We start from the raw sequence: 18,087 nt of genomic DNA on the forward strand, positions 1-18,087 counted from the left end.
TTATTTATTCTTCAGTTACGCGGAAAACTTCCTCGACATCGGTGATGCCCTGCAAAGCTTTCAAGATCCCATCCTGCGCCATGGTGATCATGCCGTCCGCGACAGCCTGATTCTTGATCTCCGTGGTGGTCGCGCCGCTGGTGATCAATTTTTCTATCTCATCATTGATCGTAAAAACCTCATAAACCCCCAACCGGCCCTTATACCCCAAGCCTTTGCATTTTTCACAGCCCGGGCTGTGAAAAAAAACCAGTTTTTTCGGGACTTCAACTTTTGAATTTTCGGAACCGTTTTCAGGATCATCTCCACGCGGGACTGCAGGTTATCGGCCAATTTATATTCTATTTTACAAAACGGACAGATCTTGCGGATCAAACGCTGGCCGATGATCGCATTAATGGCCGGAGCCAGAGTATACGGCCTGATCCCCAGGTCCAAAAGCCTCGGGACTGCGGCGGGTGCGTTGTTTGTGTGAAGGGTGGAAAGCACGATATGGCCGGTCAGGGCCGCCTGGCAGGCGGTTTCCGCGGTCTCCAGATCGCGCATTTCGCCGATCATGACAATATCCGGGTCCTGGCGCAAAATAGCCCGAAGGCCTGAGGCAAAAGTCATGCCGGCCCGCACGTCGATCGGAGTTTGTGTAATGCCGGCTATCCTATATTCCACCGGATCTTCCAGAGTGATGATCTTCAATCCCGGTTCGTTAAGTTTATTTAAGATCGCATAGAGCGTGGTCGTTTTACCGCTGCCGGTCGGGCCTGTGGCCAGGATCATGCCGTTGGGCTTGTCCATTTCATGCCTTAATCTTTCTAATGCGATGCCTGTGAATCCCAGATCCTCAAACTTCAGGCTGCCCTTATCTTGCCGCAGGATTCGCAAGACGATCGATTCGCCGAAAGCCGAAGGAATTATGGAAACGCGAATGTCGATGGGCGCGTCATCATAGGTAAAACTAAAGCTGCCGTCCTGCGGAGTGGCAGTCACATTCAGCTTGAGCTTGGAAAGAATTTTAATGCGCGAGATGATCTGGTGATGCAGATCCAAATGCAGAGAAGCGGCATCCTGCAACACCCCGTCAATGCGGAAACGCACCTTCACGTCGCCTGCTTCCGGTTCCACGTGGACGTCGGATGCCTCCAAGTGCAGAGCCGCGCCTAAAATTTGCTCGATGATCTCTGTTGCTGAAACTTCGGAAAATTTAGTAGCCAGTTCCTTCAAAGAACTGACCTGGTAATCGCTGCTTGCAAGCTTAATTGAGCCGGATTTATGGATCGTTTTTACGACCTTTCTATACTCATCAAGAATGCGCTTAAAACTCGAAAGCGAGATCAGATAACTCTCGACAAAATAACCCTGTTCTGTAAGCTGCTTGACCAGAGGCTGGATCGGCAGCGGAGAGCCCACAACCCCGATCTTGAGGTTGCGGCCTTCCATATAAAATACTGCGGCATGCAGATCCGCAGCCTGCTCGCGGCTGATCATATTCAAAGCCTGAGTATCAACCGGAAATCCGTAAAGATTGATGTACCCGATATTTTGTTCTGCTGCTAATTTTTCGGTTTCTTGCTCTTCGAATTTGCGGTCAAGTTCAGAATAAACCTGCTTGACATGCATCGCCTTATCCGAGGTATAAAGCATAGATTTGGCTTTAATTCTATGCTTAGTATAACACAATTCGCTTATTGATTTATATTCCTAAATTGTGCTTTTGAACTTCGTCACTTCCTTGCCAAGGAGGGCCAAAATCTGTTTTTCAGTATTAACCGCCGAATCCGGGACCGTAAATTTCACGGCCTGCGCAGTTACCTCATCGGAGTGAAATTGGCTGAACAAACCGGTCAAATTCAGGGGGATCAAGGTATGGCAAAACACTGTCGTGCTGGTTGCCGATTCTTCCTTCAAGAACAAAAAGATCTTGGCAAAGGAGAGCTGCGAAACCATTTCCTTAATGATCCCCTTCGCGTCCTCTTCAGAAGCGCCGGCCTTAACCAAGTCCGATTGGTTAACCACGGAATAAACAAGCAGATTATCAAAATCTTGTTTGAGCCTGGCCAAAACCCTCCCCCATAACTTCAACAGGCCCAAACTCTTGCTCTTATACAAATGCCCGACGATCTCCTGCTGATTGGCGCCCAAAGACACAAGCTGGGAAGCCTTGAGGAATGTCTGGGGAGTTGTCCTAATATGCTGGAAGCTGTTGGTCTCAGTAATAATTCCGGTCAGCAGCTGTGTAGCGATGTTCTCATCGAGCAGGCTGCTTTCAAATTTATTGATCAGATCCAAAATAATTTCCGATGCCGAGGTCGCGGTCAGGTCCACGAAATTCAATTGGCCGTAATTCTCGTTGCTGCCCCTAAAATCAATGTTCAGGATCGGGGTTTGGAAGAACAATTGTGCGTTCTGGCTGTAAAATTCGCCTAGCTGTTCCAGACTTGAAATGCCGATCAGGGCCACCAGCTCAAATGGAAAAGCGGAAGTGTCAAAAGAAATGTCATCAGTGCTAAATTCTCCTTTTTTTGGCTTGATATAGATAGAGAGCTGGTCCGAATTTTTCTTATAGCTCAATTCCGACATCTGGGTTCTGTTCGTGGCAACATTTATGACCAAGCTTTTGGTAAGATCGATCCGGGTTATCACTTCGGAATAATCGGGCAAAAAATCAAACCGGGAAGATACTTCCGTAAAGCTTAACAGAGTGACTTCTTTTTCCAATTTTTTCAGAAACGCCCGCAAAGCCAAAGAAGCCGATAAACCATCGCCGCTTGAGCCTGCGGCAATGATCAGAATGTTTTTGGCCTGGGAAATTTTGGCAATAATTTGCTGGGGTAGATCCATATATTTATCAAATCATAATACTATATCAGATTCGGCAAACTTGGTCAACCGCCTATCTGCCCGCTGGCCTTACTCTCGACCGATTTTTGGCTTAAATGCTAGAATAGCTTATGACTGCGTACAAGAATCTAGATTTGAACCAGGTAAAAAAACTGGCAAGAGAACTGGCACGACAATTGCGCGGACGGCCCCGCATTGGTTGGTTTAACCGGTCCACTGGGCAGCGGCAAAACCACGTTCATCAAAGCCTTTGCCAAAAGCCTCGGCGTCAAACATGTGACCAGCCCGACGTTTGTGGTCACGCACGAATATCCAGTTGCGCAAGGTATTTTTTATCATATAGACTTTTATCGGCTGAAAAAACAAACCGAACTGCACCCGCTGGGGCTTTCCGATATGATCAAAAACAAAAATTTGGTATTGATCGAATGGGCGGACCGTTTCCCGCAAATATACAGGCAATGTGATATACTGATTAACTTAAAAGTTAAAAAAGACAACAAACGTGATGTCAGCATTAAAATCGGCTAAATTAATTTTCATAAGCCTGCTGCTGTTTTTGCCGGCGGTTTTAGCGCATGCCAAAACGTTGACGTTTCAAGATAAACACTGGGAAGTGCCGGCGGATCAAGCTCAATTAGTGAACCAGGGTTTTGTCCGCAATGACTTTGATCTGCCGGATGTGGCCCAAGCCGCACTCTTCGGTAATGCCGTAAAACAATCGACCCGATTACTGGATGAAACTTCCGTCAACGATATTGAGCAGATAGAACAAGAAGTTGACCAGCAGGCGCATCAGGCGGTGCTTGAAATTACAGATAGTGTAGCTACTAAGTTTGATCCGGGCCAGAACGGGCAGGTCATAGATCTATATGCTTTGCGCGCCCTTTTGACATCAGATATGATCTTGATCGACCTGCCGGTTGTGGAAACTTCCGGAAAGGGCTCCCTGGCTGACACCAATGATCTGGGGATCAAGGAGCTGGTCGCAACGGGTGAGTCAAACTTTGCAGGCTCTCCAAGCAATCGCATCCACAACATTAAAGTGGGTGCCGATAAGTTCAACGGTCTGATAATCTCGCCCGGGCAGGAATTTTCCTTCGATAAATATCTTGGAGATGTGGATGACGTCCACGGTTTTTTGCCGGAGCTGGTGATCAAGCCTGAAGGCGTGCTCCCCGAATTTGGCGGCGGCTTGTGCCAGGTTTCGACTACAACTTTTCGGGCTGCCATGAATGCGGGTCTGCCGGTCACTGCACGCAGAAACCATTCATTTGCCGTGCAGTACTATGCGCCGCAGGGAACAGATGCCACAATTTATCCCGGCTCAGCTGACCTGAAATTCGTGAACAACCTGCCCAGTTCCCTGCTGATCCGGACCCGAGTGGAGGGGAAAAAATTATACTTTGATTTTTTTGGCACGAAAGACGACCGGGTAGTGGCTTTTGACGGCCCAACCGTATACGATAAAAAACCGGATGGGTCCATGAAAGCCGATTGGACCAGGCATGTCACTCTAAATGGCCAGACCACGAATCAGACTTTCAAAAGCACTTATTTGCCGCCTGCGCTTTTCACCATGATTCTGTCGTTGCTCCCGCAACGCCAAATCCGCAAGTAGCAGGTCAACAATTAACCCACTAATAACTATGTATCTACCTAGCAAAACAATACTTGACCGTTATGCCAAAGTGCTGGTCCGCTTCGCGCTCGGTAGCGGCAAGGGGATAAAAAAAGGAGAGGTCGTCAGGGTCAGCGCCAACGAATCGGCAAAGCCGCTGTTTTTGGCAGTCTGCAACGCGGTCGTGGATGCTGGAGGCCACGTCATCTCTCATTATTCCCCGGATGACGAGCAGGGCGACAAACGACGTAATGAGAGTTTTACCCGCTATTTTTACGAACAAGCGGAACAACACCAATTGGATTTTTTTCCCGACAAATATCTGAAAGGCCTGGTCAACCAGATGGATCATTCCATATTTCTTCTGTCTACGATTGATCCTCACGCCTTAAGAGGCGTTGATCCCAAAAAAAATCATGCGCCGGGGAGAGGCGCTGAAGCCTTTCATGGATTGGCGGCATGAAAAAGAGTGGAAAGGAATTTTCACCTGGACAATTGCCCTTTACGGAACAAAAGCCATGGCTGCTGAAGCCGGTCTTTCGGAAAAAGCTTATTGGGACCAGATCATCAAGGCCTGCTTTCTGGATCAATCAGATCCCATCGCAAAATGGAAACAGGTTTACAGGGATTTGGAGAGTTACCGTTCCAAGCTTAACAAATTAGCGCCCAAAACCGACCGTTTGCATGCGGTGGGTCCTGACATGGACCTTTGGAATCAAGCTTGGAGAAAAGCGCAACTGGCTCGGGGGCAGCGGCCGCAACATTCCGAGCTTCGAACTGTTCACTTCCCCTGATTGGCGCGGAACAAACGGCTGGATCCGCTTTAATCAGCCGCTCTACCGCTACAGTAATAAGATCACGGGGATTCAGCTTTGGTTCAAAAACGGCAGGGTGGTTAAAAGCAGTGCTTCGTCGAACGAAAAATTACTGAAACAAATGATCGCAACAAAGGGCGCCGACAAAATCGGAGAATACTCGCTGACCGACAAGCGCTTCTCGCGCATCACCAAATTCATGGCAGAAACGCTGTTTGACGAGAACATGGGCGGCCCAAATGGCAACACACACTTAGCTCTCGGCATGTCCTATCGCGACACTTTCTCAGGCGATGTATCTAAACTTAATAAAAAACAGGCGGCAGCATTGGGATTCAACGACTCATCCGTGCATACGGACATCATTTCCACCACCCCGCGGACCGTGACCGCACATCTGAAAAACGGACAGGAAAAAATCATCTACACACAAGGTAAATTCGTGATTTGATGCCGGTTTCAGGGTAGCCTATACTACCATTATGGCGATTGAAACCAATGACATTGAAATAGACATCATCAGCCCGGCTCCCGTTTCTGAAGAAACGCTGTTTGAGGCAACTCTCCGTCCCCAAAAACTGTCGGACTACGTCGGTCAGGAAAAGATCAAAGAAAATTTGAAGATTTTGGTTGATGCAGCATCCGCCCGCAACGAAACATTGGAGCACATTCTGCTTTACGGACCTCCCGGCCTCGGCAAAACCACGCTCGCCCATATCATCGCCCGCGAGATCGGCTCCAACATCAAGATCACTTCAGGTCCGGCCATTGAAAAAGCCGGAGACCTCGCTTCTCTGCTGACCAATCTGACCGAGAACGACGTATTGTTCATTGATGAGATCCATCGCCTGAATAAAACCGTGGAAGAAATTCTTTACCCGGCGATGGAAGATTATTGCCTGGACATCGTGCTCGGCAAAGGAGCCGGGGCCAAAGCGCTGCGTCTGGATCTGCCGAAGTTCACGCTGATCGGCGCCACCACCAGGATCGGCCTTTTGACCGCACCCTTCCGCGACCGGTTCGGCATGACTTACCGGCTGGACTATTATGAAGAGCCGGAGATCGGACAGATCATTGAGCGGGCGGCCAAAATTCTGAATATCAAGATCGATGAGATGGGCAAACAGGAAATTGCCAAGCGCGCCCGGCGAACTCCCAGGGTGGCTAACCGCCTGCTCAAACGCGTCCCGCGATTTTGCCCAAGTCAAAGCCGGTGGTAAAATTAATCAGTCAGTGGCGCAGCAGGCGCTGGCCCAGCTGGAGGTTGACGATCTGGGCCTCGACGGCAACGACCGCAGGATCCTCCTGGCGCTGATCGAAAAATTTGCCGGCGGCCCGGTCGGCATCTCCTCTATTGCCGCCGCCACTTCTGAAGACGCAGGCACGATAGAAGAAATTTATGAGCCGTATCTGCTGCGGCTCGGATTGATCGCGAGAACCCCCAAGGGCCGGGTGGCCACGCCTGCCGCATATGACCATCTTAAGAAACCTTTGAAAAAAACAGAGATACAAACACTGTTGTAAAAATTCTTATGACCGCTTACCAACCAACCTCGCTGGGGCGCCACAATTTTAGCCTTAGTATTTTATCTGCTCATGGCCGGGTTTGCGTTATACAGTCTTTTGGCCGTTTATGCGCTTATCCGCTTCGGCCAGTCGAAGGTTCTGGCATTCATTGTTTCATTCCTATATTTGCTAATTTCGGCCAGCTTATACGCTGCCGCGGTCATCAATCTCAATGCCATTAGATTTTAAACACAGGATCTTATTTCCGGGCCAGCAGGAAAACGAAGAGATCTGTCTGGTCGTGCGCGAACACTGGATGGTCTTCTTTTTTCGTCTCTTCGCGTGGCTGTTATTTGCAGCTATTCTGCTGCTGTCGAGTTGGGCGATCAATAGTTTTGCTCCGGTGTTAAATACCATGCCTTATCTCGGATATGTCAATTTAATTAAAAGCGTCTATTTCATGTTTCTGATGCTGGGCCTTCTGATGATCTGGATAATTTATTATTTAAATGTGCAGATCATAACCGATGAACGCGTAGTGGATATTGTCCAGGAATCTTTGATCAGACGAACAGTTTCCGAGCTTCACTTAAGCAGAGTGGAAGACGTTACCCTCCGATGTATCGGGAATTTTCGGCACTTTTCTTGATTATGGCAACGTATACATTCAAACTGCTGGCCAAACGGAACGGTTCACTTTCTCGCGCGTGCCCAATCCCGCCCGTATTGAAAAATTGATCCTGGATCTGTACGAACAGCTGCCGGATACGGAAAAAATCAACAAAGGACCGTTGAAAAAATAGACTTATAAAATGCGGAGTTGCTTTATATGACATTTTCCGGTGTATCTGCTATAATTTAATTCCAAGGTGATTTGAAATATGAGCGAGTTCGTAAAAATGGATCTTTTCTTCTTTATAACAAGTTTGGTCACGGTCGTTTTGGGTATCCTGCTCGTGATTTTGCTGGTTTATCTGATTCGAATTCTAAGCGACGTAAAACACATATCGAATCAGGCTAAAACAGTAAGCGATGACCTTAAACAGGATATCGATGATCTGAGGCAAAATGTGCGCACCGAAGGGATCAGATTCGGGCATGTAATAAATTTTTTAAAAATATCTTTAAAAAAAGTAAGAAAGGAAAATAATGGCAACTAAGAACAAGCATTTGGTTCTCAAGACCGGTCTGGGCCTGGCGGCAGTTGCAACAGCGGCCGCAACTTATTATTTTTTCGGCAAAGACGGGGCGAAACACCGCAAATCCGCAGCAGCCTGGATGAATAAAGCCAAACGGGAAGTTGTGGCAGAGATCAGAAAATTAAAAGAGATCAACGAAAAGAATTACAACCTGGCGGCCCAGAAAGTAATGAAAAAGTACCAGAAATTCCAGAAAGAAAACCCTGAAGCCTATGCCATGCTTGCCAAAGAACTCAAGGCCAATTGGTCGAAGATCAAGAAACACTTGCCGAAGAAGGTCAATAAATTGATCGCGAGCAAAACTTCAGCCAAACGAAAATAGTAGAAAGCTTTAAAAAAAGCCGCTCTGCGGCTTTTTTTATTTTATTTCATTATTTTCAACTTTCAGCATCAGAGCGCTTTTGGCGATTTGGGGCAAATGGTGTTCCTCGGTCGATGTGATGAAAATCTGGTGGCCGGAAAGATTTTCCAAAAGCCTGCCCCGGCGGATCTCATCAAGCTCGGAAAATACGTCGTCGAGCAGTATGATCGGTTTTCTTCCGCTTCCGGACAAATATTCGGCCTGCAGGAGCTTTAGGGCCAACACTTGTGCGCGCAACTCGCCCCGGGAAGAGTTATAAATATTAAGCTGGCTGTCTTTTTGCAATTCAAAATCATCGCGGTGCGGCCCGATCAGGTTTTTTCCGCTTCTGACTTCCGCTTCACCATGCGCTTTGAGGCTGGCAAGCAATTCCTCCTCTGTATTAGCAAACATCCTTTTATATTCAAGCCGGGCTTGATTGTTAAATCCGGTCAATTGGCTGATCCGGCCTGATAATTTTTGATTAATAAAATCAACCAATTCCTGCCGCTTTTTAGTGATCCTTATGGCCACCGGCGCCAATTCCTGATTCCAGACATCAAGCTCAAAAGGCTTGGCCTGGCCCTGATAAATTTGCTCGAACAACGCTGTTTTCTGCTTCAAGATATGATCCAGCGATCCTAAGTCCAGAACATAAGTTTGGTCGACCTGAGATATAGTCTCGTCGAAAAACTTCCTTCTGAGCACGGGACCCAGATGGAATAAATTCAAATCATTGGGCACAAACAGCACCACGGGAAAAGTTTTCCAGAAAGTACGCTGGGTCTTCTGTCCGCCCGATTTAAATTGCCTTTTTAGCGCGGGTTTGGTTTGCACTACCAGTTCCAATTTCTGCTCACCGAAAAGCGCTGATAAGTTAAAATAATTTTCCTGGTTTCTGACCAGCAGATCATCCTGCACTCGGAATGATTTGAGCCGGGATAAAAAATATATGCTTTCCAAAAAATTGGTCTTGCCCGCCGCATTTTCTCCCAGAATAAGAATTAAGTCAGCGTCGGTCGGAACGCTGACTTTGGAATAATTTCTAAAATTTTCTAAGGATATATTCTGAAGTCTCATGGCTATAAGCTGCAATCTTAGTGCTGATAGCTTATAGTTTGATCGGCATCACGATATAAATATAATTATCCCGGCCGGTTGGCGTGATGGCGGCCGGCGAAGCGTCATTGATCATCTTGAAGTTCACTGTCGGTTCAGAAATATTATTCAGGCAATCGAGAAGATACCGGAAATTGAACACAGCCCGGTTCTCATCACCTTCAACTTTTGCCTTGATCAAAGTGATGTTCTCGCCTGAGGCCATGGACGCAGCTGTCACGGTAATGCCCGCGGGACCTGCTTCCAAATTGACATTGTTTGAATCAGGCGCAAACAAAGCTGCCGCCTTAAGAGCATGGATGAACTCTTCGCGGGAAACCACAGCCTCGGTCTTAAAGTCCTTGGGAATGATCTGGCGGTAGTCCGGGTATTGGCCGTCAATCAGCCTTGAGATCAGTTCAGTTTCGTCAAACTTGAATAAAACCTGGCTTTCTGAGAAATAGATCTCAACCTGGCCCTTATCAGTGGTAAGAATCTTATAAAACTCGGACACGGCTCTGGCCGGGATGATCACTTCCTTCGTACTGGCGGCAGGCTCCAAAAGCTGGGCTGTGCGTTCCGCCAGCCGGTACCGGTCAGTGGCAGCCACACGAATTGAATCTTGCTCAAAAGCCATAAAAATACCCGATATTTCAGGCTGGGTTTCGTTGGCTGCGGAAGCCCAAATGGTCTCCGCAAATGCATTTTTCAGTTCAAGAGAATCGATTTTGCTAAACGGCTCCTCACTCACTTGCGGAATAAGGGGAAAGTCTTCATGTGACAGCCCCTTAATGCTTGTGTGATAGTTTTCTGATTCCAAAGTCAGGGTTGTATTATCTTTGCTTTCAAGGGTGATCTTTTCGCTCGGAAGATTATTAATGTATTCATTGATCAGTTTCGCCGGTACTGTCAGCGCTCCTTCTTCTTCGATTTTGCCGCCGACCCAGGTATTCACTCCTATCTCTAAATTAGTTGAAGATAGTTTGATCCTTCCCTGGTCGGTCTTGATCAGAATATTGTTCAAAACCTGCAAAGGGTTCCCGCTTCCCACTACGCGACTGACTATGAACAAACCTTTTTTCAGATTTTCCTTGGTGCATATTAACTTCATGACTTTATTAGATAATAATGATAATAGATTCTGTGGATTTGTGTGTAAGGTTTGTTTAACGAAGTTTTATTAGGTTTTTTGCTGACCGTTAAATTTTTTTCCTGTAGTTAAACTGTTGGCAAGCACCTGATAAGAAAATGTTTTAAAGATTTTCTGAAAAGTTACCGACAGGCACACAACACTTAACCAATAGTTAGCCCACAGGATGTAAACAAAAAATCATACCAGATAAAGCCTGTCGCGGATCAGTTCTATCTCCTGTTTCAATCCGCTTTTTTCCTTAATGATCCGTTCGATCTTATCAATAGCGTGAATAACAGTGGTGTGGTCGCGTCCGCCGAAAAATTCGCCGATGGAAGGCAGCGAGGTTTCGAGTTCTTTGCGGATGATATACATGGCTATCTGCCGCGGATTGACGTATTCTTTTTTTCTCGACTGTTTCAGCAGATCTTCAGTTGTGACATTGTAAAAATCAGATACGATCTCAATGATCTTTTTGGCGGAAACTCCGCGTTTTTTGGGCGGCGTGATGACGTTTACCAGAATGCTTTTGACCTGTTCAATCGTCGGCCTGGTGTTATTCAGCTGGCAATAGACCATGAGGCGGTTTAGAGCGCCTTCCAGTTCGCGGATGTTGCTCTGTATGGTTTCCGCGATGTAGTTGAGGATCTCGGGGTCAACATTGTAGTTTTTTTCGCGGGCCTTGGTCTTCAGGATGGCCAGGCGGGTTTCCAGGTCAGGGGCCTGGATATCTGCGATCATCCCCCACTCGAACCGGGAGACCAGCCGTTCTTCAATGGCCGGTATTTCTTTGGGCAGACGGTCCGAGGTCATGACCACTTGCCTGTTATTTTGGTGCAAAGCGTTAAAAGTATGGAAAAACTCCTCTTGGGTGCCTTCACGTCCGGCCAAAAACTGGATATCATCCACTAAAAGCACGTCCACGTTGCGATAAAGCGATTTAAACTGGTCAGCCCGGCCCTGGCCTAAAGCTTGGACGAATTCATTGGTGAACCGTTCGGAGGTAACGTATAAAACTTTGGCATTCGGGTCTTTTTTGGTGATCTCAGCGCCTACCGCCTGCATCAGATGGGTTTTCCCCAAACCCACCCCGCCATAAATAAAAAGCGGGTTATAAATATTCCCCGGTTTTCTGCTGACGGCCAGGCTGGCAGCATGAGCGAGCTGATTGTTTGAGCCGACGATAAAAGTGGTGAAAGTATATTTCGGATTAAGCGTCTGATTCTCGGCCCGTTTGGGCACGGCCGCTGTTCTGGCAACTTCTTTGGTCGCGGGCTGGGCAGAATACACAGGGCTGACAATTTGGTATTTAACTTCTTTGATCTCGGGAGCGATGGTTTTCAGGGTTTTAACTATATCTTGGTGGTATTTGTTCTGAAGCCATTCTTTGGTAAACGCATTCGGCACCCCTACCACTATTCCGTATTCGCTTTTTTCAATGATCGAAGTGTTTTTGAACCAAGTTGTGAAATTCGCCTTACTTAAAGTCAATTCCAAGTTTCCCAGTATTGCCTGCCAAAGCTGTTGGTTTGTCATCGCGTCGCTTTCAATTCAAAGTGATTGTTTGTCCCTTGGCCACACTTTGAATTGTTAAATTAATAGCTTATATAAATGTCAACGATTTATTCTAACAGATAAGTTATCAACATGTAAATATAAAAATTTTGGCTAATTTAAGCCAAAAAAAAGCTATCATGTTAATATCATGTGGATTATGCGTGTATTAAATGTATAAAGCCGGCGTTTAGGTTAAAACAGATGACAAAAAAGTCTTGATATAGTATAATCATGAAGTTAATAATACAAAAAATTTGAATCGCAGGAATGTCTGACGTTCCCAAGAACAAATTTTGAGATACGACGATGCAACCAACATATCGACCGAAAAAACTGCGGCGCAAGCGGGTACACGGCTTCAGAAAAAGGATGCGAACAAGCAATGGCCGAAATGTTCTGTCGCGCCGAAGAGCTCGCGGCCGAAAGAAATTGACGGTTTAAATGGGAAAACTGGCTTTGCTTAAAAGCGAGCAGGACTTTGAAGGATTTCGGAACAGCAAGTCATATCAGTCAACGAACCTGAAGATAAGGGTCCGCTCTTCATCCCCAGACCAAAACACCCCCCGTTTTGGTTTTATTATCCCCAAAAAACTTGTGCCCAAAGCGGTTCACAGAAATTTGATCAAGCGCCGGATCAAAAACGCATTGCTCAAATCAGCATCAAATCTTCAGGCAGTTGACGTTCTGTTCTTCCCGCGGCCGCAATTGCTTCAGAAAAAATTCGCCGATCTGGAGCAAGAGATCAAGCTAATCTTTATCAAAGCACGTTTATGGAAACCCTAAAGTTAATCAGCCGCATATTAGCCTGGCCACTACGGTTTTTGATCTGGGGTTACCAAAAAACCATTTCTCCGGACCATGGTTTTATCAGCAAGCTGTTTCCTTACGGCTACTGTAAATTCTATCCGTCCTGTTCAGCCTATGCGGATGCTGTTTTGAAACAACAGGGAATCATCGGCTTGCCTAAAATAATCCGCCGAATAATCAGTTGCCGTCCGGGTGCTCTCGGCGGGATCAATCTTCCTTAATTTATGAATATCGGGCATATTTTCAATTCACTTTTAGTCTACCCGCTGCTGAATTTGCTGGTTTTTTTCTACCACTATATCCCTGACATTGGCGTAGTAATAATTCTTTTGACCGTGCTCATCCGCTTGGTGCTTCTCCCTTCATTCCATAAATCACTGAAGCAGCAGAAGGCTTTGGCGGAACTGCAGCCAAAAATGAATGAGATCAAGGAGAAATATAAGGACGACAAGGAAGCGCAGGCCAAAGCCACAATGGAGCTTTACCAGGTCCACAAGGTCAACCCGCTCAGCTCCTGTCTGCCGCTTTTGATCCAGCTCCCGATCTTGATCGCGTTATATCAGGTTTTTATTAAAAGCTTAAGCGGAAAAACCCTGGTCGGTCTGTACAGTTTTGTTCATGCCCCCCAAAGCATTAATCCGATCTTCCTTCACTTTTTAAATTTGGCGCATACGAATGTGGTGATGGCCTTCCTGGCCGGGATCCTGCAGTATTTCCAAAGCCGCTTAATGTTGCCCAAAACCCGATCCGACGACCCAACGGCCAGAATGCTGGCATATCAAACCATGTATTTTTTACCGGCAGTTACGATCCTGCTGGGCATCAGGTTCCCGGCCGGGCTGACGCTTTATTGGGTGGTGACGACGCTGTTTGGGATCGGACAGCAGTATTATATTCTGAGAAAAGAAGCAAAAGGAGCCTTAAATGCAGCCCAGTAACGAAACGTTGAAAAATATTATTCTTGAACTGTTAAAGCGCATGGATTATGATGCGCAGGTTTTTGAGCGACAGGAAGAAGGGCGTACGGTTTTTAATATCAAGACGCGCGATGCACAGCTTCTGATCGGCAAACAGGGGGCGAATATGGAAGCTTTGCAATATATTGTCCGCATAATCTTTCGCAAGCAAACTGACGATGACCTCTTTACTTTTGCGCTGGACGTGGATGATTATAAAGATAAGCGGGTCATTTATCTGAAAGAGCTGGCCCGCAAGGCAGCACATCATGTCCGCCAGACCCGAAAACCCGTGTCGCTTGAGCCAATGCCGTCTTATGAGCGAAGAGTCATCCATAACTATTTGTCATTATTTTCCGATATTTCATCAGAGAGCGTGGGGAAAGAACCTAACCGCAAACTTGTGATCAAAAATAAACAGCGGCCCAAGACCGCTGACGACGGTTTCAATTTTATTGAGAATTCCTAAATATGCGCTGCCGCTACCATGAACCAAAATAATACGGATAAATCATTCTTAAAATAAGGAACATCCACCAATCCGTGTAAGATCACAACCGTGATAAATACACCCGAAGCAAGCGTGAGCGCATTCGGGTGTATTTTATATTGTTTGAAAACAAAAACGCAGACAGCTCCAAAACTTATCAATCCCAACAGGCCCATCTCCAGCCAGAAGTTAAAGAATATGTTGTGCGGATAACTTACTCCCTGATTTAGGATCGCAAAGCCGCCTAAGCCGTTGCCCAAGATCGGATTTTGCATGATTTTTTGCCAGCTCAGGCGGATCAGATCAAGGTGCGCGCTGCTGGAAGGGTCGGCAAGGCCCAACCGAATGCGCTGGTTGATCGCGGGAATGAAAAATAAAATCAACCCGGCGATCACCACGGCCGGCAGGACTTTTTTCAGGCCGTATTTTCTTGCCAACAAGACCAAAGCTACAAGCGCAACAGCAAACCAAGCGCCGCGGGAGAAAGTCAGCAAAAGCCCCAGTCCCATAATTATCAAACCTGTTGGCAGCCATTTTTTCAGACCTAAATCGTAGCGCTTGAGCCAAAGAGTAAAATAAAAACCGATCAAGGGCGCCAAGTATAAGGCCAGGGCATTGGGGTAATCAAAAACCGATGTGATGCGCTCAACTTCGTCCCCTGTCCCCCAAAACCGCAGAGGCAAATGGATATAAGTAAAATATTGGATTATCCCAAACAGGGAGATCAAGCCTGCGGACAAAAACAGCCAGCGTAAAACTGTTGCCAATTTTTCTTTTGAATCAATAATTAGAACCGCGGCATAGAAGACCAGCACCGGCTCTATGATAAAAGCTTTCAACTGGCCCAAAGCCGGCAGTTTTTCCGGCGAGATGATCGTGGAAATAATTCCGGCGAGGACGAACAATCCAATAGCATAGTTGATCTTTCCTAATCGTTTAATAGAAGCCAGTTGATTCATCAGCTTTTTTGAGCCAATTAATCGACTGACCACAGTTCCAAACAAAAAAACCACGATCAATAATTCCAGAAAAGTGGTTGGGAGGCCGAATAATTTTAACCGGATCAAGTACGCCGGCAGCAGCGCCAGAATAAGACTTAATAGATATATCATTGCGAATTGACGTTGATATTGAGGCGGATGCTGTTTTGAACAGTTCCGCCGTTAGGAAGATGTGCTTTCGCAGTCAGGGTCTGCCAGCCATTTTTAACACCGGTGACGGTAAAATTATAAGGCGCCGAATTTTTCGTGCCCAGGTCCACGTTATCCAAAGAAATATCTACGGCATCGGGAGTAATGCCGTTTAGACCCACTTGCACGACAAAAGGCAGGCTGGTAATTTCTTGATTGCCGGAAGGGCTGATGATGTTTATGTTTTGGCTGCTTGTGGGCACAGCGCCTGCTGAGCCGTCATCAAACTCAGTCGGAGGATACTCGTACCCGTTAGTCGTAGCCCAGAGCTCGACCGGCGTTTCCCAGGCCGGGTTATTCGGCATTTCAGAATGGAGCACGGTGAAAACTTTTGTTTCCAGATCCTCAGGCGGAGTTTGACTGGTGGCCAGCTTGCCGTTCAGTTTGTTGATCTGGACCGGCACATGCACATCATCAAAAGCAGTAGGCAAAGCAAAGCTCGTGAAGACCTCGGATTTTGTAGAAAGAGTGTATTGGGTCGGCAGTTTGCCGGAGACTGAGTCAACCATAATATGCTGGATGCCGGAAGGCTCGGCGAATTGTTCCGGCGGCGTGCCTTTCAGGGCATTGCGCATGAACTGGTTCCAGATGGGCGCGGCAACCACTACGCCGTCAGCCCCTTGCTTCATGGGAGTGTAATCATTGTTGCCGACCCAGACGCCGGCTGCCAGGGATGGGGTAAATCCAAGGGTCCAGCCGTCGCGCCAGGCCTGGGTTGTTCCTGTTTTGGCAGCCACCACGCGGTCAGGCAGGATCAGGGGCGATTTGGCGCCGAAAACAAAGGTACGTGCGTCATTATCGGTCATGATGCTGACGATCTGATACGCGATCTGCGGGTCCAAAACCTGCTGGCCGGGATTGTCTTTGTATTGTTCCAAAACCTTCCCGCTGCTGTCGGTAACGCTCAGAATGGAAGTTTGGTCATGTTTTACTCCTCCATCGGCGAATACCGACATGGCTGAAGTGTGGTCAAGCAGCGTCACTTCGCATCCGCCCAGAACCAAGGATAAACCGCAGCGGTCCGCGCTAATATCAGATGTAATACCCATGTCTTTGGCGGTATCAATTGCAGACTGCACCCCGACCAAGGCCAAAGTTTTGACCGCCGGCACGTTCAATGATCCGGCCATGGCTTTGCGGATGTTGACTATGCCATGGTCCTGCCCGTCGTAATTGGTGGGAATATAATCTTTGTTTCCGTAAGTGCCGAAGTTGGTTTTGACATCCATGAGCATTGTGGCCGGGCTCATGCCTTGTTTAAAGGCTGTAGCATAGACGTAAGGCTTGATCGATGAGCCGGGCTGTTCCGGAGCAAGCGCGACGTTGACCTGGCAGAAATCGCAATCAGGTTTAAAATAATCTCGAGATCCGACCATGGCCAAGATCTGATTGGTTTTAGGATCTACGGCCACGAGCGCGGCATTGGAAGCCTTGTCGTTATTTTTTTCATTTTTGGCCACGCCATCTTCGACCGCCTGTTCGGCAGTCTGTTGCAAGTTCCAATCCAAGGTCGTTACAACCTTCAGGCCGCCTTCCTCAAGCGTCGTCTCTCCGTATTTTTGGGCAAGTTGAGATTCCACGTAAAGGACAAAATGCGGAGCCAGGATCGCGTCCCTCACTCCGGTAAAAGCAACTTTTTCGTTTTTTGCGGAGTCGCGCTGATCTTTCGTGATATATCCTTGGTCAAACATCTGATCCAAGATCGTATTTTTTCTGGCTTCCAGCGCGTCTCGGTGGGCGCTATAGTAGGTCGGAGCTTGGGGGAGAGCCGCCAGATAAGCGGCTTGCGCTAAGTCCAGATCATGCGCGTGCTTGCCAAAGTAAGTTTGCGCCGCCGCCTCGATGCCGTAGGCGTTCTGGCCGTAAGGAATTTCATTCAGATAAAGTTTCAGAATGTCGTCTTTGGAATATATTTGATCCAGCTCAATGGCCAAAAGGATCTCTTTGAATTTGCGCGTTATCGTTTTTTCGCGCGTTAATATCGCGTTACGCACAAACTGCTGCGTAATAGTTGATCCGCCCTGGCTTAAGCTGCCGGAAGTCAGGTCGACCCAGACCGATCGGATGATGCCGGTCCAGCTGACGCCCGGGTTTTTATAAAAATTTTTGTCCTCAATGGCGATCGTGGCCTGTTTGACATTGTCCGGAATGTCGTTCCAATCCAGCAACGTCCGCTTGACCTCGCCGTGAATTTCATAAAGCAGGGTCGTGCCGTCGCGCGCGTAGATCTTGGTTGATTGCGCCACGATCCGGCTGTTTAGCTTATTCGGGTCAGGAAGGCTTAAAGAGATCGTCGCAAAGGCCAAGCTTACGAGCAATAAAAGAACCGCTCCCGTGTAGATGAGTGTCTGGAAGATCTTGTGCCGGAAGTTTTTTTCCGTGCGGAATTTATATATCAAAAATTTGGGATAACTTAAGAGGCCGTCCCAAACTTTTTTGAAGCTTGGCTTTTGATTCCTGTTCCATTTGGAATAGTTTAGGTAAACCATAAAATGCCTACTCATTGTACCAAAAAACTGATATAATTGGAATGCACTAAAT

The 18,087-nt window shown here is 47.2% G+C and carries 21 protein-coding genes and 1 pseudogene; 14 read left to right on the plus strand and 8 right to left on the minus strand.

What is annotated here, in order from left to right:
• Nucleotides 1-4: 4 nt before the first annotated feature.
• The 3 genes from WDN47_03510 to WDN47_03520 are packed head-to-tail and all read right to left on the minus strand — an operon-like array spanning nucleotide 5 to nucleotide 2,835.
• Nucleotides 5-193 carry a hypothetical protein gene (locus tag WDN47_03510; protein ID MEJ0021625.1) on the minus strand — a complete coding sequence of 63 codons (189 nt, stop codon included), beginning with the start codon at nucleotides 191-193 and terminating at the stop codon, nucleotides 5-7.
• On the minus strand, nucleotides 154-1,638 hold the full coding sequence (locus WDN47_03515; GenBank protein ID MEJ0021626.1) for a GspE/PulE family protein: 1,485 nt from the start codon (nucleotides 1,636-1,638) through the stop codon (nucleotides 154-156). The genes WDN47_03510 and WDN47_03515 overlap by 40 nt, the downstream gene beginning before the upstream one ends.
• A gap of 57 nt (nucleotides 1,639-1,695) precedes the next feature.
• Nucleotides 1,696-2,835, minus strand: a complete 1,140-nt coding sequence (locus WDN47_03520) for a hypothetical protein (GenBank protein ID MEJ0021627.1) — start codon at nucleotides 2,833-2,835, stop codon at nucleotides 1,696-1,698.
• Nucleotides 2,836-3,030: 195 nt separating this feature from the next.
• Between WDN47_03520 and tsaE the strand changes: the two genes are divergently transcribed.
• The 9 genes and pseudogenes from tsaE (at nucleotide 3,031) to WDN47_03565 (ending at nucleotide 8,298) form a co-directional block, all read left to right on the plus strand.
• Nucleotides 3,031-3,366 (plus strand): tRNA (adenosine(37)-N6)-threonylcarbamoyltransferase complex ATPase subunit type 1 TsaE, encoded by a 336-nt coding sequence (gene tsaE / locus WDN47_03525; GenBank protein MEJ0021628.1) that lies wholly within the window; start codon nucleotides 3,031-3,033, stop codon nucleotides 3,364-3,366.
• Nucleotides 3,344-4,456: a VanW family protein gene (locus tag WDN47_03530; protein MEJ0021629.1), complete on the plus strand. Its 1,113-nt coding sequence runs from the start codon at nucleotides 3,344-3,346 to the stop codon at nucleotides 4,454-4,456. The genes tsaE and WDN47_03530 overlap by 23 nt, the downstream gene beginning before the upstream one ends.
• Nucleotides 4,457-4,484: 28 nt before the next feature.
• Nucleotides 4,485-4,919: an aminopeptidase gene (locus WDN47_03535; GenBank protein MEJ0021630.1), complete on the plus strand. Its 435-nt coding sequence runs from the start codon at nucleotides 4,485-4,487 to the stop codon at nucleotides 4,917-4,919.
• Nucleotides 4,903-5,250, plus strand: a complete 348-nt coding sequence (locus tag WDN47_03540; protein MEJ0021631.1) for an aminopeptidase — start codon at nucleotides 4,903-4,905, stop codon at nucleotides 5,248-5,250. The genes WDN47_03535 and WDN47_03540 overlap by 17 nt, the downstream gene beginning before the upstream one ends.
• On the plus strand, nucleotides 5,141-5,722 hold the full coding sequence (locus WDN47_03545; GenBank protein MEJ0021632.1) for an aminopeptidase: 582 nt from the start codon (nucleotides 5,141-5,143) through the stop codon (nucleotides 5,720-5,722). The genes WDN47_03540 and WDN47_03545 overlap by 110 nt, the downstream gene beginning before the upstream one ends.
• Nucleotides 5,723-5,753: 31 nt before the next feature.
• Nucleotides 5,754-6,795, plus strand: a pseudogene (gene ruvB, locus WDN47_03550) (Holliday junction branch migration DNA helicase RuvB).
• Between the two features lie 214 nt (nucleotides 6,796-7,009).
• Nucleotides 7,010-7,426 carry a hypothetical protein gene (locus tag WDN47_03555; protein ID MEJ0021633.1) on the plus strand — a complete coding sequence of 139 codons (417 nt, stop codon included), beginning with the start codon at nucleotides 7,010-7,012 and terminating at the stop codon, nucleotides 7,424-7,426.
• A gap of 232 nt (nucleotides 7,427-7,658) precedes the next feature.
• A complete protein-coding gene (locus WDN47_03560) occupies nucleotides 7,659-7,937 on the plus strand; it encodes a hypothetical protein (protein MEJ0021634.1) in 279 nt (92 codons plus the stop codon).
• A complete protein-coding gene (locus WDN47_03565; GenBank protein MEJ0021635.1) occupies nucleotides 7,927-8,298 on the plus strand; it encodes a hypothetical protein in 372 nt (123 codons plus the stop codon). The genes WDN47_03560 and WDN47_03565 overlap by 11 nt, the downstream gene beginning before the upstream one ends.
• A gap of 36 nt (nucleotides 8,299-8,334) precedes the next feature.
• Here WDN47_03565 and recF read toward each other — a convergent pair whose 3' ends face one another.
• The 3 genes from recF to dnaA all read right to left on the minus strand — a co-directional run bounded on the left by recF (nucleotide 8,335) and on the right by dnaA (nucleotide 12,082).
• On the minus strand, nucleotides 8,335-9,396 hold the full coding sequence (recF, locus tag WDN47_03570) for a DNA replication and repair protein RecF (GenBank protein MEJ0021636.1): 1,062 nt from the start codon (nucleotides 9,394-9,396) through the stop codon (nucleotides 8,335-8,337).
• Nucleotides 9,397-9,427: 31 nt separating this feature from the next.
• Nucleotides 9,428-10,525: a DNA polymerase III subunit beta gene (gene dnaN, locus WDN47_03575; protein ID MEJ0021637.1), complete on the minus strand. Its 1,098-nt coding sequence runs from the start codon at nucleotides 10,523-10,525 to the stop codon at nucleotides 9,428-9,430.
• 219 nt (nucleotides 10,526-10,744) lie between these two features.
• Nucleotides 10,745-12,082 carry a chromosomal replication initiator protein DnaA gene (dnaA, locus tag WDN47_03580; GenBank protein MEJ0021638.1) on the minus strand — a complete coding sequence of 446 codons (1,338 nt, stop codon included), beginning with the start codon at nucleotides 12,080-12,082 and terminating at the stop codon, nucleotides 10,745-10,747.
• Between the two features lie 327 nt (nucleotides 12,083-12,409).
• On the opposite strand from dnaA, the gene rpmH reads away from it, so the two are divergent.
• From rpmH to WDN47_03605, 5 genes are read left to right on the plus strand one after another with little or no spacing between them, the layout of a single operon-like run.
• The gene (gene rpmH, locus WDN47_03585) at nucleotides 12,410-12,544 is read left to right on the plus strand and encodes a 50S ribosomal protein L34 (protein ID MEJ0021639.1); all 135 of its coding nucleotides are present in this window, start codon (nucleotides 12,410-12,412) and stop codon (nucleotides 12,542-12,544) included.
• Entirely contained in the window at nucleotides 12,545-12,886 is a 342-nt protein-coding gene (rnpA, locus tag WDN47_03590) for a ribonuclease P protein component (GenBank protein MEJ0021640.1), read from the plus strand.
• A complete protein-coding gene (yidD, locus tag WDN47_03595; GenBank protein MEJ0021641.1) occupies nucleotides 12,874-13,131 on the plus strand; it encodes a membrane protein insertion efficiency factor YidD in 258 nt (85 codons plus the stop codon). The genes rnpA and yidD overlap by 13 nt, the downstream gene beginning before the upstream one ends.
• Nucleotides 13,132-13,134: 3 nt before the next feature.
• Nucleotides 13,135-13,848 (plus strand): YidC/Oxa1 family membrane protein insertase, encoded by a 714-nt coding sequence (locus WDN47_03600; GenBank protein MEJ0021642.1) that lies wholly within the window; start codon nucleotides 13,135-13,137, stop codon nucleotides 13,846-13,848.
• A complete protein-coding gene (locus WDN47_03605) occupies nucleotides 13,835-14,335 on the plus strand; it encodes a R3H domain-containing nucleic acid-binding protein (GenBank protein ID MEJ0021643.1) in 501 nt (166 codons plus the stop codon). The genes WDN47_03600 and WDN47_03605 overlap by 14 nt, the downstream gene beginning before the upstream one ends.
• On the opposite strand, the gene WDN47_03610 is transcribed toward WDN47_03605, so the two are convergent.
• Both WDN47_03610 and WDN47_03615 read right to left on the minus strand, forming a co-directional pair.
• Nucleotides 14,332-15,468, minus strand: coding sequence for an O-antigen ligase family protein (locus WDN47_03610; GenBank protein MEJ0021644.1), 1,137 nt, complete (start codon nucleotides 15,466-15,468; stop codon nucleotides 14,332-14,334). The two genes, WDN47_03605 and WDN47_03610, sit on opposite strands and share 4 nt — an antisense overlap.
• Entirely contained in the window at nucleotides 15,465-18,035 is a 2,571-nt protein-coding gene (locus WDN47_03615) for a PBP1A family penicillin-binding protein (GenBank protein ID MEJ0021645.1), read from the minus strand. Before WDN47_03615 ends, WDN47_03610 begins: the two co-directional genes overlap by 4 nt.
• Nucleotides 18,036-18,087: the final 52 nt, after the last annotated feature.

Source organism: Candidatus Doudnabacteria bacterium, from assembly GCA_037200925.1.
Taxonomy (GTDB): domain Bacteria; phylum Patescibacteriota; class Doudnabacteria; order UBA920; family O2-02-FULL-48-8; genus JBDTSL01.